Here is a 13,765-nt window from a genome sequence, read left to right as displayed (position 1 = left end):
GACCCTATTCAGAGTCTAGGTGCGTGACAGTCAAACGATACGCACCCATACCTAAAGAGGTTTTGATTCCCATGCCGGCGAATTCTCCATAGGCTAATAGTAACATAGCAATAGGAAACAGAGGATGCTTTGTATTAGGTCGTAATGTATAGTGACCTTTGAAAGCAGGAATCTGAACACGTTCTATCCGGTATGGGCTAAACTTAAGATGGTAGTCACATACTTTAAATAGGCTAGCCAATGAGTCAGCTAGATCATCTCCTTTAATAGGATAGTTAGTACTGAACGTATTCCAACGACGTAATAAGCCTTTAAAAAAGCGACTTGTATCTGGAAACGGAATGTATTCTCCTTGAGATTTAAAGCTGGCACTCGTTATAAAATCTAGATTTACTGATTTAACTGTACTTGTCGGAGCCTCTAAGAATATTTCATATAGAAAATCATAGGAGGTTTCGTCATAGATGATACGGTCTGTAATTTGTAAATATTTTTGTTGTTGTCGCACAAATACTTGCTCTGGCAAATGAAAGAGAGGCTCTAGAATATTAATGATGGCTTCTTGGTTTAAACCAATGACTCTCCAGATTGTGGTATCTTGCTTAGCATCATGAAAGACATATTGTCGATAAGGATGAAGTGTACTTTCATGCAATTTAGTTGCATACTCTGTATTTATATGTTCCATCATAATACCATGCAGTACACTGGAGAAAAATGGATGAATACGAGCTCCATCGACAAAGTTAATATGTAAGTCTAGAATCATAAGTGAAGATAGCATAGAAACCTCCCTATTCAATATAGTATTCTTTAAATGCAAGATAAGAATGATTTGTGATAATAATAAAATTGATGTATATTTATTATAATAGTATATTGCATATCTTATCAAGAAAGGAATTCATTATGAATGTAAAGGCAATTTTATTGGATACCCAGTCCATACAGAAATATATCTTTTCTGGGACAAAGCTAAAAACTAATATAGGTGCTTCTTTTATTGTTGACAAGGTATTTGATTCAATTTTAGTAGACCAAATTTTGCAAGAATCTATCTTGAAACCTTTAGGTATTCACTCTGTAAACAGTACAGGATGGGAACAAGAAAGCGGTGTAGAATCTATTGAAGAAGTAGTTAAATCCAATCAATTACCTACAGACTGCTACGTTGCCTATATTGGTGGTGGTAATGCACTTATCCTTTTTAAAGAAGAAGTGGCAGGAGAAGGGAATGAAAATTTAAAGCGTATTGTACAAGAGTTTACAACAACTTTATTATGTACATACCCTGGATTAAAAGTAGGCGCAGCTATTGGAATCATTCAATTAGATACAGAAAATTACTCGGATAGTATCAAAGCTATGTATCAGCAATTGCAACAAAATAAACAACGCATACATCCAGTCGTGAATGTACCTATGACAGGTCATACATTGCCATGTGCAGTCAACGGTGAAAGTGCAAATACAATTCATCAAGAGGCAGCAACAGGAAAAGGTGATAGTCGCTATGTATCTCATGAAGTGTTAGCTAAAAACACCATGGCCAAAGTGGCTAATGAAGAACTGGCAGATCGTTTTTCTACAGAACTTGGCGAGTATCAATTCCCACAAGAGTTTTCTAAATTAGGTCGTCAAGAAGGGGATAATTATTTGGCAATTGTTCATATTGATGGCAATAATATGGGGGAACGCTTTAGCCAATGTAAAACATTAGCAGAACGAACCAAACTATCTAAAACAGTGACAACTGTGACAGAAAAAGCTTTCAAAAAAGTTGTGCAATTAGCAGCGGCTATTTCACCAGAAACATATAAAGCAGAGGAAATTGATGTAGGACGTGGAACTCCGTATTTGCCATTACGTCCAATCATTATCGGTGGTGATGATGTTACCTTTGTATGCCATGCTCGATTAGCAGTGTTATTAGCCCAAACGTTTATGAAAGAATTAGAAGTATTGAGTGCTAAAAACCCAGCTAAGCTAAGCAATACTACAAGCAATGGAGGAATTTTTTCATGCGCGGGTATTGCCATATTAAATACGTCCTATCCGTTTTTTAGAGGCTATGAGCTAGCGGAGCAAATATGTGCTAAAGCGAAAGAAAAAGCGAGAGAACAAGCATCCAGCTGGTTAGACTTTATCATCCTCCACGGAGAACAAGCACCAACAGTAGAACAAATTCGTGAACAAGAGTATACATCAATCAAAGGTGGACAATTACATTTTGGACCGTATGTTGTGTCGGATATGAAAGATAAAGAACATGCCTTAGATAATATGTTAAACTTGGCCAATGCATTACAAACATCGATTGATGCAGAAGAGCTGGGTAGAAATAAAGTAAAAGGATTACGATATATCTTACAAGGTACAACACATGGAATCCAAGAATATGTAGCACAATTGACACATTGTGGCAAATCCTTACCAAGTGTGGAACATTGGAAAGACTATGGCACATATGGTTGGAAAGAAGAATACTTGGAAACGCATACTGTAGCAGAAGCTAAGAAGCATACCACTCCATATATAGACGCTATTGAAATGATGGAATACCTTCCTAGCAAAAGATTTTGTCAAGACTTTGTGAATCATCAAAAATAGAAATGTAGTGAGGAACATATGGATATTAAAGTAACAATTCAGTTAAAATCACCATTGCAATTAAGCTCTGGCGCAGCAGATATCAACGTGGATACGGATGTTATTTTGGATGAATGGGGGTTGCCGTTCATTCCGGCTAAACGATTCCGAGGTGTACTCTATGAAAGTGCTCTTGAATTAGTAGAAATGAAAGAAGCACTAGGTGAAACAGAAGGCGCATTAAGTCAAACTGTATTAGATGAAGTATTTAATAGAGGTGAAGTAGAATCTCTTACTGGCACTAGCTTTGAAGACTTTCATATTAAAGGCTATGAAGATATTCTTAAAGAATTACGTGGCCTTATTCAAGAGTATGGTGATGTAGTAGGTAGAAATCAGATTCGAGATGCCTTTACATCTGTAAGATATCAAACAGCAATTCACGAAGACACTGGAGTCGCTAAAGATGGAAGCCTTCGTAATTTACGTGTAGTAGATAACACCTCATTTGAATTTGTAGGGAACATTCATATTGACGGTGGTAATGAAAAACATGAAACACTGTTGGCAGCAGCCTTACAAAATATGACTGCCATTGGATTCAAACGAAATCGTGGTTTTGGACGTATTATTTGTACTATGCCAAACCAAGATCGATTGATTAAATTAGTATTAAAATAAAGACTAGGAGATGACTATGAAACAATTACATGTATCTATTACAACACAATCTCCTCTAGTAATTACAGCGGAGAGTAGCTCCCGTGTATTAACTGAAAGCCGAGATTATATATCTGGTACGATTGTACGTGGGATTCTAGCAGATGCGTATAGAAAAGCGAGAAACTTAGGAAATACAGCTCATAAAGATAGTAGTTTCAAACAACTATTTTTAGGAGGATTACAGTTCCAAGCGGCCTATCCAATGGTGAAAGGTCATCGGTCGTACCCATTACCACAATCATTGATGAAGCATAAAGTAAAAGGCGATGTTAAAGATATGCTAGCAGCTGACGGAGCTGCAGGATATAAGGTACTAAAAGGTCTAGGTATTGTACATGAGGGACATGTAGACTTAGCTTTCGTGCATAAAAAAATATACTTCCATATGAGTCGTAATAGTGCAGAGGAACGCTTTGCTGGTAGAAGCAATGGCGGTGGTATCTATAACTACGAGGCTATTGGCGATGGGCAAACCTTTGAGGCTATTATTACCGGTAAAGAAGAAGATTTAATTACCTTAGTACGAGATCTTAAGTTAAAAAACAATACTTTGACAGTACGAGCAGGAAAGTCAAAACGCACAAGTTATGGTAAATGTGAAGTAGCATTTAGCGATGTGCTGCCTTGTGAAATGGTGAATATAAGTGACTGGGTAGAGCAGTTGAAACAAGGTACATTAGCTCTTCGCTTAGATAGTCCATTTATTTCAGATAGACCTGTTTCTGGATGGCGTCGTCTTGAGGAAGAATCGTTAGTTGAAGATTTTGTGGAGGCTTTGAAAAGAGCATTACCTGAGAAAGAATTGACACTTTCAAAATTATTTACAGGGGCAGAAATAGTGCGCAATTATGTTGGTGTATGGCAATTATATCGCCCAGAAGTATTAGCGTTAGCAGAGGGATCTGTATGCATCTTAACTTGTAGTACAGATTGGTCAGACGAAGATGTTAAACAACTAACAGAGGTCTTGGCAACAGGAATTGGGGGACGTAAGGCAGAAGGCTTTGGTCAAATTCGCCCATGGGTATTACGAAGTACTTTGGAACTGCAAACTACAGAAGAACCAGTGCCAGTAGCACCAGTGAAAAGTTTATCGAAAGCAACTAAAAAATTAGTGAAGTCTGTTTTGAAAACCAAAGATATCGATGCCATTCGTTCTCGTGCGTATTTGGATGTACAGAATCATGCAAGAGAATTGAAAAAAGCTGATAATCATACATTTGCACGATTAGAAAACTATGTGCCTTTATTGGCGGGACAACGTGGAGGTCTTAGTAAAGATGATGGCGAGGCCCTACGTCGTATTTTCGGGGACAACTGGAAAGCGAATGGGCTCTCTATAGGACATAAAGAACTAGGTATATCTCATGATGTGTTAGAGTTATTAGAAGACCGAAAAGTGCCGAAATGGATTGATATAATTTGCAATACACATGATGGATTACGAACATTAGCAGGAAGTTCTATGCCTGCAGAAGATCGTTTTGTAGAGTATTGGATATGGTTTTTCAAATACGCACGTAAACTGTAATATAAGGAGTGTATCTTATGAATGATGCAACAATAAAAGAGACGATTCTTATAGAGGGTACCTTAGAATTGTTATCACCACTATTAGTAGGTGATGGGGAAAAACAAAGTGAACTCATTGATATGTTAGCCTTAAGAAATCGAAATGGAAAAGCCTATATTCCTGGTACGAGTATGGCAGGGGTATTACGTCATACCTTGGGCAGTTATTTAGACTATGATATGGCGTTACAACAAGTATTGTGAGATATTTTATTTGGCTCTATTCAGGATGCTGATGTAGAGGCTAATCAAAGTGCACTTCGTTTTTTTGATGTTGTCCTAGAGAATGCACAAGTGACACAGCGTGATGGAGTATCACTTATGTATGGATCCCGTATTGCTAAAGAAGGTCAATTGTATGATTATGAAGCCATTGACCGTGGTGCCAAAGGGGACTTTTTGATGGAGTGTATTCTTCGAGAAGGTCATATTAAGTCTTTACGTACCTATCTTGAAAAGAAAGATGGAAACACATGGGATGATTCGGCTGTATTGGAATTCTTAGAGAATACCGTACGATGCTTGGTTAATATCTTATTCTCTGGAGTGGCAGTAGGTAAGTTTACCACAAAAGGCTTTGGTAAAATCCAGGTACAAGATTGTAAAGCAATGCAATATAGATTAAAAAGTAATGCTTCTATAAGACATTGGTTATATAGAGAAGCTAGTACATGTGCAGAGGATGCAATGTATACAGGGACACACATTACTCCTAAACAGGAAACATTAGTGATGAAAGTATCTGCTAATATTGCTACCTCCTTAATCGTTCGTACGCAAGGAGATAACCCTGCTATGGATAGTACCATGTTGATTAGCCAAGGCGATTACGTCATTCCGGGATCTAGTGTGAAAGGCGTTATTCGCCATCATACCCAATATATCTTAGAAAAAATGGGCCTTTGGGAAGTATGGAATACACCGAATCAAGAAGGTGTAACACGGTTTGATACATTGTTTGGTGGCATGAAAAAAGTGAACAACGTGGTGACAGGATTGGTAAAAAGCCGTGTATCTGTGGACGAAGTATACATTAAGAAAAGTAAACAGGTTGTTGCTAAACCACAAACTCGCAATCGTATAGACCGTTTTACAGGTGGCACGATCGATTCAGCGCTGTTTACGGAAGAACCTATTTGGCAAGTAAATAGCAATGCAGATGGTACAATTTCTATTGAGTTGGAAGTCAAACATTGCACACCAGAAGAAGCGGGGTTGTTCATTATTGTATTCCGAGATTTATGGATGGGTAAACTGACATTTGGTGGTGAAGCTAGCGTTGGCCGTGGTCGAATCTTTGGGGTACAAGGCAGCATTTCCTACCAACAAGATACATTTACTTTTACAAATGAGACAAAGGGAAGTAACACATCCTATGCCGTTCTTAGTCAAGGTGATGTAAATCAGTTAAATCAATACATTAGTAAACTTATGTAGAGGATAGTATCATGAATAGAAATGACATAGATATGAAACAAATTAGCCCTTTGAAACAGCTGACAGTCCAGCAGGGAAAGGTGATCATACAAGATATTGAGGAAACTTTTTCTGGTGATCTCACTCCTTTGTGTAAGTATTTGAATGGAATGGGTAAGATTGTTCTTTGGATGCATCACGCTGTTCTTTGGGGGCACTGGAATGGTACAGAGATTCACTGGAGTGATGACACACAATATGATGGAACTGGTATTGTAGAAGTGCGCATCTTTAATACAAAGGAAGAGGTATATGCACAATGCGTTGATGGAATGCTTGTGGGATATCATGTAGTGGATACTACAAACAGTGAGAATGGCGTGGAGATCCAATTTGTAGATAGCATTCAACCTTTATTTGGGGAATTTAGTGGATCTAACGATGGATTTGTAGTATTAGCTGATAAAGGTCGTAAAATGAAACAAGTAGTACCCACAGATTTGCAAAGTAAGCGCTTAGGATTAAAGACTAGAAATTACATAACATCTTCACATATGACAGGACAAGCTGGATATAGCCAATACCGATATGTGGATATTGTAGATATGACAGAGGAGTGAGACAATGGCACCACAAGTAAAAGATAAATTTATAGATAAACGAAATAGTGGTCTAATTGCAACAGCACCGTATAATTTTGTGTCCTTGCCAACAGATATTTGTGTCCCTAAAGGGTGGAAAGGGATTGATGTAGATAACGAAGCTATCTATGATTCGTATCTAACTTATGTGCGTGATTTCGGCACACATTCTGGGTATATTGAAGTAGATATTACTACAAAAACATCTACCTTGGTAGGTGGTTACGGAGAGAATAGTGGTGAAAGTTCTTTCTTTGCCATTCATAATGATGAACCGATGATTCCAGGCAGCTCCCTTCGTGGTATGGTACGAAATTTGTTTAAGATAGTAACAGCTAGTTCTTTTAGAAAAGACGAAGATTTTACTGAAAAATCCTTGTATTATCGTGGTGTGGCAAGTGCTAAATATGCCTCAGAAGCACAAAGTGCCTATATGGACTCCATGCAACTGGGAGATCGTCGAACAAAAGCAAAAGACTTGAGAAAACGAGGGTTCCTAGTGCGGACCCGCGATGTAAATGGGGTACAGTGGCATATCTATTTATGTGCACCATCTACCGCTAGAGATAAAAGAACCCGTGATAAAGCAACTAATAAAGTAAACTGGAAGGACTTTGAAAAAACAAAACAAATCGATATAGTGATTAAATGTTTGAATGCAAAGGGAGCTGATCGTGGAAAAAATAATTTATATGCCTTTAGATGGAATAAAGAAAATAAATATATAGTTCCTAATCATGTGATCGAGGCATATCGCTCTGATGAAAGAAGAAAAGGTCTTGATGTGTTAACCGATTGCGCAGCCAAAGGGGCTCTTGCAGCGAAGTATACAGGAATTCCTACGGCTGATTTGGTAGCACCTTGCTTTTTTACACTTAAGAATAATCAGGTTATCCATTTTGGAGCTCCATTGTACTATCGCATTCCATATACTAATCCTATTGGAGCACATGTTCCAACCACATTGAAAACGGGTCGAGTAGATTTTGCGGATCTAGTGTTTGGTTTAAAAGAATACTGGGGCGGCAGACTTTCCTTTAGCGATGCTAAGTTAAGTGAATCCTCATTGAAACAAGGAAACTATCTAGACAAAAAAGAAGTGTCTGTTGCATTACTAGGTCCCAACCCTACCTCATTTCAGTTGTATTTAGACCAAGAGAAGAGTGATGATTGTTTACATTGGGATAATACAGAGGCTACCATTCGCGGCGTTAAACAGTACTGGCATCGTGATGAAACTAAAAATGAATCAGACAATAATGATGTAACTACTAAGTGTAGAAACCGTGTAAAACCAGGGGTGACTTTCACAGGTAAGATTTATTTTAAATCGCTGACTACAGAAGAATTAGGCGCTCTTTGTAAAGTGTTGTTCTTAGGTACCGGTTCATATGGAGGTGAGCTTGGCACAAGAAATGCAAAACGACAATATAAAATCGGTAAAGGGAAATCTATTGGCTGGGGTAGCGTAAGTATTACTTCTAAATTGTTCTTAGAACGTGAAGATGCATATATTAGTCATGCTATGTGGTCCAGTGATGGTATTGTACCTATGCATAAAGCCTTGCCAATAGAAGGTAATACGAATTCTGTAGATGCATTGATTGAAAGCTTTGATTACTATGCAGAGAAGTCCATGGGACCACATTATACTAGTTTGAAAAAGTCGATGAACGAATTGTATATTATGATGGACCCAAATGCTTTAGGATCTGATAAAAATGTAAAAACGGAAATGATGCGGATTGGCAATAAACAAGATAAACGTTTTGTAGACCGTACTGCACTGTTACCAGTTGAAAAATTTAAAAAAGTATCCTTAAAAGGAAATCTATAGACATCTTTATATAGAATGTCAGAAATGATGCAGCGTCAGCCTAATTGGGCTGGCGCTTTTCTATTGAGAGGTTTCTGATTATAAAAGTATTATTTGTTATATAATAGAGATGGTGAAAAAGGAGGCGATATTATGACACAATATTTGACCTTATCTATTTATGATGTGGCAGATGATAAGCGAAGAAGTAAGCTAGTAAAGGTTATGGAATATTACGGAATACGAGTGCAGGAATCGGCCTTTGAGGCCATATTGGCACCATCGCAGTGCAATCGTATGATTGAAAGGGCCTTAGCCTGCTTGAATCTGGAGATTGATTCCTTTCGAGTCTATGTGATTCGTAATGAAAAAGATATTCGTGCATATGGAATTGGTGATGTGAAGAGAGATGATTGTTACGTGATATAAGATTGTAGGAGCTGAACCATTGACTATGTGAACGTTTGTAAAATGAAAATATCCCTAAAGATTTAGTTATGGAAATAAGGAGGAATTATGGGAGTATATGACGGAAGTGGTAGAATATTAAAAACCTTTATGCAAGGCGGTACATTGGAAATGTGGAATAAGAATTCTGGAATTACATTAATGGAAGCTATAGAAGAGGCGTTACGATATGATGGCAAATGCGTTTCTAAACATATAAATAATCCGGAAGGTCCAGTATTAGAGTATTCTATGTTTCATAATGGGGACAAATTGAAAGTTCTTATTGTAGAGAATAAAAATATAGGGATTTGTATCAATACTGTATATCCAGTGGATGCTAGACATTTAACTCGCAATGATATCGATTTCATTTTATACGATATAAATGCGCATTGTGAGACGGGGGCTGTTATATATGACGAAGAATTACATATATTAAGCTATGGGGTTATGTATAATTTGAATGAAGATGCTTCAGAAGGTATTAGTGTAGATTTAGTATTATTTGAGGCAAGTGATGCTACCGATACTGTATTAGATTATTTAGATAAAGTTCGTGAAGAGTATAATTTACATATAGGTTGATAGCTTGTCAGTGGAATCCAATGCAAATATTGTAGATTAACACAAAAGAAGAGCACCGATCTTCCTAAGTAAACAGTAGTTTATAGTGTTTACCTAAAAGGAGAGGGTGCTATTTTTGTGGCTGTTATTATATTGATAAAATATTACATTACCGAGGACCTAAGAATTTATCTCCATTTAGATGAATCATATGATCGGGTAAGTCGGCAATCCAAATTTCTGTTTCCCATGCTAGTGCTTCTGAGAAACTTTTGAACGTTTTAAAGTCTAGAAATGCTGTTACATATATTTTTCCTGCTGTAACATCAGAAGTCATAGACTCTAGTTCTTTGATTCGTTTAGGGCTCATGGGACCAACGGAAGTTACAGCTTCGATGAAGTACAACCAATTTTTATCTTCTATATATAATATGACATCCGGTAGTTTATCATGAAGAGTCATTTTAAAACCAAGCTTAGTTAACATAGTTTCATTTTTTACTAAATCTTTTTGGATAGTATCACCTACATATAAGCATGTTGCATTTTCGGCAAAGCGTGGAGCGAACTCTTCTATAATTAATTTTTGCAATTCATTATGCTTTCCAGGAGAAAATGTTAACTCATTGCCATTTATTTTAACTGGCATTTTCTCCATTAGTTTTATAGATCGATAAAAGTTAATTAAACTATTATGATTTTCTAAGAAACTGTGCTTTGTTGAGCTCCAGTGCATAGTTTGAAACGATTTAAGCAATGATAGCATTTCTTCTGTCAGACGATATCTATAATTAGGACTGTTAGTGGGAGCACCGTTATCTTCAATAAATGCAGCATTCCTAAAGTGATGAATGGCTTGTTTACGAATCGTTTCACGGCTATTTTCTGCATAGGTAATGCCATACGCTTGTTTGATGAAGAGCAGTATGTCATGGATTCGAATCCAATGATTTGTTGATAGAATCCATTCATCATTTGGTTGTAATCTTGCTAATGCTAATATGACTAAAGCACATAAATCTGATTGTTGCTGTACAGGAACGTCCAAATCGCGTAAAAGTTCTTTAGCTTCTTTTATTTTAGTCATAAGTATATCTCCTTAATATATCATTACATGTTTTTTCTGACATATCACTAGCATTGAGTAATTCTTGTCCCATAGTTTCAATACAGTTTAGAGGTGGCATCGGAATAGAGTTAATTTCGGTAGAATTTACCTGAGTAGAGCCATTTAGTATTCTATAATACTGATCATATAAGGTTGAGTTCATTATAACGTATAATCCGTATACGACAGGCTCAGATAATTCTGTTAATCCGGTAATAAAGTTAATTTTATTTTGTGTACTAATCGCTTCATAAGTAGGATGATGTTTTGCTAAATATACACCACATTGTAATCTACGAGATTCTTCTTTAGTAGTAAATCGTTTTACGAACAAATAGTTTCTATTTTTTTGCAGTAAACCACTTTGTTCTGCTAGAATATACTCATTTGGTTTTCCTAGAGGAAATGAGATAGACCCTTCTTTTATATGATGAGGGTAAAAGAGAGGGACAGTATTTGATTCAGCTGTTGAGCGGAGCACCTCTTTATTTCTGAAATCAACAGTTAACCCTGTTTTCATTTTTAAACCTAGTGTAGGTAGAGTGTCATTCCATTTATGTATTGTTTTGATAGTATTAGCATCTGCTTCATCAGTTATTAAATAGACATAATTAGAAGTATTTGACACAACCATAGCATATGGAGCTTTAAAAATAGTTTTGTTTGCAAAGTCTTTATTGGTGTTTGTCGTAGAAATAGTAATGTAATCCTGTGAAACAATGGATTTTTTAGCCTTTATAATCATTGTCTCTTGTAACACGCTTTCTGTATCAAAGACCTTATCTCTACTATTAAATAAATGAATATTAAGTAAAGTAACGTGGCTTAAAAATTTTTCTCGAAACTTTTTAAAATAGGCGCCAGATGTCCAAGAACGAGGAACAATAAAGACCATTTGCCCCTCATCAGTTAAATTAAATCGAGCCATTTCCATAAATAGGAAATAAAGATTTGGTGCTCCATGACAAATATCAGGCATAGATAGGGCTTCTTCACTACTTTTGCCGATTTTTAAATAAGGGGGATTGCTGATAACAATATCATATTTTTGACAAGAAATAGATAAGTTTTGATTGCCGCTATAAGCATATGCCTGGCTGGTAATATAATTATCTTCGATAATTGTAATGTCTAGTTCTAATGAGATTGTATCTTGAAGCCATGATATAACTTTTTTTAGAAGAGGCAAAATATCATCATTTGTTTCATAACAAGTAAGGGAAATTTTTTGGATGTTTGTACTAGTAAGTATCCTTTGAATAACAGCAACCGATAATATACCAGATCCAGAACCTGGATCTAAAATAGAAATTGACTTACAAGATGATGGTAAGTCAAAAAGTGATGCCATAAATAGAGCAGTCTCTTTACTTGTGAAGAATTGACCATACTTTTTGCGAACATCCTTTGACATGGATTCCATATATTCATTTGTTAGTTCTATTACATAATCAATTAATTTCATCATCGTATAACTCCATAATTGCGTAAACTTTCTTATGATTTTATTATAGATAATTTATATATGTTTTACAAATACAAATAGAGGAACATTGGGACGATTATACCAATGTTCCTCTATTTTATTTTTTTACAAATGATTTATTTGATTATAAGCTAATATGATTTTACAGTCTCTGCAATAGTCGGAGATAAATAGCATGGAGTGCTATTTAGGCACAGATATATTTGCTCTGGGGAAAGGATGCCATAATTTTGCTGACCCGGTAATGGGGAAGTAATTCTAAAGAAGGAGAACAAAACATGGCTGTAATATTAGTTGAGGTAGTTTCAGTCCCCGCAATGGTGGACGTAAATAGTGCGGTGCACTATTTACGCACAGATATCTGTGCCTTGGGGATAGGATAGTGTAATTTGCATGTCCCCACAATGGGGAAGTAATTCTAAAGATAGATTACCAAAACGTGAATCAGATGTTAATGGGTTTCAGTCCCCACAATGGTGGACGTAAATAGCACGGTGTGCTATTTACGCACAGATATGTGTACTCTGGGTGTAGGGTATCATAAGTTTAATGTCCCCACAATGGGGAAGTAATCCTAAAGGAGATACAGCAGGTATCCACATTCATATCAGTTGTCGATTCTCGTTTCAGTCCCCACAATGGTGGACGTAAATAGCACGGTATGCTATTTACGCACAGATATCTGTTCCCCGGGTATAGGATCGTGTAATTTTGATGTCCTCACAATGGGGAAGTAATTCTAAAGTACTGGAAAACACCGAAAATGAAACGTTAATTCATATTCCGTTTCAGTCCCCTCAATGGGGAAGTAATTCTAAAGATAAGTTTAGCTATGACACAGTTAACGCAAGCAATGGCGTTTCAGTCCCCTCAATGGTGGACGTAAATAGCACGGTGTGCTATTTACGCACAGATATATGTACTCTGGGTATAGGGTATCATAATTTGGCAGTCCCCGCAATGGGGAAGTAATTCTAAAGACCTTGCACATAGTCAATCGTATGCATACCTTAGCTATATCACGTTTCAGTCCCCTCAATGAGGAAGTAATTCTAAAGATAAAGTAGATGAAAGAAACTACTCCGTAGAAAGATTTCAGTCCCCACAATGGGGAAGTAATTCTAAAGTGGTGAAATCTCTAACGGTGTGATGAAAGCGACTGAGTTGTTTCAGTCCCCTCAATGGTGGACGTAAATAGCACGGTGTGCTATTTACGCACAGATATATGTACTCTGGGTATAGGGTATCATAATTTGGCTGTCCCCACAATGGGGAAGTAATTCTAAAGTCAAGACAGGATACATGGATGGTAGCATCGGTATGTTTCAGTCCCCACAATGGGGAAGTAATTCTAAAGTGGTGAAATCTCTAACGGTGTGATGAAAGCGACTGAGTTGTTT

The 13,765-nt window shown here is 36.8% G+C and carries 12 protein-coding genes; 9 read left to right on the top strand and 3 right to left on the bottom strand.

What is annotated here, in order from left to right:
- Positions 1-4: 4 nt before the first annotated feature.
- Positions 5-784, bottom strand: coding sequence for a CRISPR system precrRNA processing endoribonuclease RAMP protein Cas6 (gene cas6 / locus EO119_RS06110; protein WP_126941042.1), 780 nt, complete (start codon positions 782-784; stop codon positions 5-7).
- A 125-nt stretch (positions 785-909) separates the two neighbouring features.
- On the opposite strand from cas6, the gene EO119_RS06105 reads away from it, so the two are divergent.
- From EO119_RS06105 to EO119_RS06065, 9 genes are all read left to right on the top strand, one after another.
- Entirely contained in the window at positions 910-2,610 is a 1,701-nt protein-coding gene (locus EO119_RS06105; RefSeq protein WP_126941041.1) for a hypothetical protein, read from the top strand.
- Positions 2,611-2,628: 18 nt separating this feature from the next.
- Positions 2,629-3,270, top strand: a complete 642-nt coding sequence (locus tag EO119_RS06100; RefSeq protein ID WP_126941040.1) for an RAMP superfamily CRISPR-associated protein — start codon at positions 2,629-2,631, stop codon at positions 3,268-3,270.
- Positions 3,271-3,286: 16 nt separating this feature from the next.
- Complete coding sequence (locus EO119_RS06095; protein ID WP_126941039.1) at positions 3,287-4,843, top strand: hypothetical protein; 1,557 nt, start codon at positions 3,287-3,289, stop codon at positions 4,841-4,843.
- Positions 4,844-4,860: 17 nt separating this feature from the next.
- Positions 4,861-5,088 (top strand): RAMP superfamily CRISPR-associated protein, encoded by a 228-nt coding sequence (locus EO119_RS06090; protein WP_126941038.1) that lies wholly within the window; start codon positions 4,861-4,863, stop codon positions 5,086-5,088.
- 117 nt (positions 5,089-5,205) lie between these two features.
- The gene (locus EO119_RS06085) at positions 5,206-6,321 is read left to right on the top strand and encodes an RAMP superfamily CRISPR-associated protein (protein ID WP_126941037.1); all 1,116 of its coding nucleotides are present in this window, start codon (positions 5,206-5,208) and stop codon (positions 6,319-6,321) included.
- An 11-nt stretch (positions 6,322-6,332) separates the two neighbouring features.
- Entirely contained in the window at positions 6,333-6,920 is a 588-nt protein-coding gene (gene csx19 / locus EO119_RS06080) for a CRISPR-associated protein Csx19 (protein WP_126941036.1), read from the top strand.
- Positions 6,921-6,924: 4 nt separating this feature from the next.
- The gene (locus EO119_RS06075) at positions 6,925-8,778 is read left to right on the top strand and encodes a TIGR03986 family CRISPR-associated RAMP protein (protein ID WP_126941035.1); all 1,854 of its coding nucleotides are present in this window, start codon (positions 6,925-6,927) and stop codon (positions 8,776-8,778) included.
- Between the two features lie 132 nt (positions 8,779-8,910).
- Complete coding sequence (gene cas2, locus EO119_RS06070) at positions 8,911-9,186, top strand: CRISPR-associated endonuclease Cas2 (protein WP_126941034.1); 276 nt, start codon at positions 8,911-8,913, stop codon at positions 9,184-9,186.
- An 87-nt stretch (positions 9,187-9,273) separates the two neighbouring features.
- Positions 9,274-9,792 carry a hypothetical protein gene (locus EO119_RS06065; RefSeq protein ID WP_126941033.1) on the top strand — a complete coding sequence of 173 codons (519 nt, stop codon included), beginning with the start codon at positions 9,274-9,276 and terminating at the stop codon, positions 9,790-9,792.
- 148 nt (positions 9,793-9,940) lie between these two features.
- Here the strand turns inward: EO119_RS06065 and EO119_RS06060 are convergent, their stop codons facing one another.
- Complete coding sequence (locus tag EO119_RS06060; protein ID WP_126941032.1) at positions 9,941-10,858, bottom strand: BsuBI/PstI family type II restriction endonuclease; 918 nt, start codon at positions 10,856-10,858, stop codon at positions 9,941-9,943.
- Positions 10,851-12,347 carry an Eco57I restriction-modification methylase domain-containing protein gene (locus EO119_RS06055; RefSeq protein WP_126941031.1) on the bottom strand — a complete coding sequence of 499 codons (1,497 nt, stop codon included), beginning with the start codon at positions 12,345-12,347 and terminating at the stop codon, positions 10,851-10,853. The genes EO119_RS06060 and EO119_RS06055 overlap by 8 nt, the downstream gene beginning before the upstream one ends.
- Positions 12,348-13,765 lie beyond the last annotated feature (1,418 nt).

The sequence above is a fragment of the Veillonella sp. CNR 79/14 genome, from assembly GCF_003992185.1.
Lineage (GTDB): Bacteria > Bacillota > Negativicutes > Veillonellales > Veillonellaceae > F0422.
The sequence above is the reverse complement of the archived record's forward strand: the minus strand, read 5'-3'. Positions and strand labels throughout refer to the sequence as shown.

Coding starts and splice junctions, on each gene's coding strand:
- EO119_RS06095 (WP_126941039.1), top strand. CDS start 3,287: ATGAAACAATTACATGTATCTATTACAACACAATCTCCTCTAGTAATT.
- EO119_RS06065 (WP_126941033.1), top strand. CDS start 9,274: ATGGGAGTATATGACGGAAGTGGTAGAATATTAAAAACCTTTATGCAA.
- EO119_RS06090 (WP_126941038.1), top strand. CDS start 4,861: ATGAATGATGCAACAATAAAAGAGACGATTCTTATAGAGGGTACCTTA.
- EO119_RS06105 (WP_126941041.1), top strand. CDS start 910: ATGAATGTAAAGGCAATTTTATTGGATACCCAGTCCATACAGAAATAT.
- EO119_RS06085 (WP_126941037.1), top strand. CDS start 5,206: ATGTATGGATCCCGTATTGCTAAAGAAGGTCAATTGTATGATTATGAA.
- cas6 (WP_126941042.1), bottom strand. CDS start 784: ATGCTATCTTCACTTATGATTCTAGACTTACATATTAACTTTGTCGAT.
- EO119_RS06060 (WP_126941032.1), bottom strand. CDS start 10,858: ATGACTAAAATAAAAGAAGCTAAAGAACTTTTACGCGATTTGGACGTT.
- EO119_RS06100 (WP_126941040.1), top strand. CDS start 2,629: ATGGATATTAAAGTAACAATTCAGTTAAAATCACCATTGCAATTAAGC.
- EO119_RS06075 (WP_126941035.1), top strand. CDS start 6,925: ATGGCACCACAAGTAAAAGATAAATTTATAGATAAACGAAATAGTGGT.
- csx19 (WP_126941036.1), top strand. CDS start 6,333: ATGAATAGAAATGACATAGATATGAAACAAATTAGCCCTTTGAAACAG.
- cas2 (WP_126941034.1), top strand. CDS start 8,911: ATGACACAATATTTGACCTTATCTATTTATGATGTGGCAGATGATAAG.
- EO119_RS06055 (WP_126941031.1), bottom strand. CDS start 12,347: ATGATGAAATTAATTGATTATGTAATAGAACTAACAAATGAATATATG.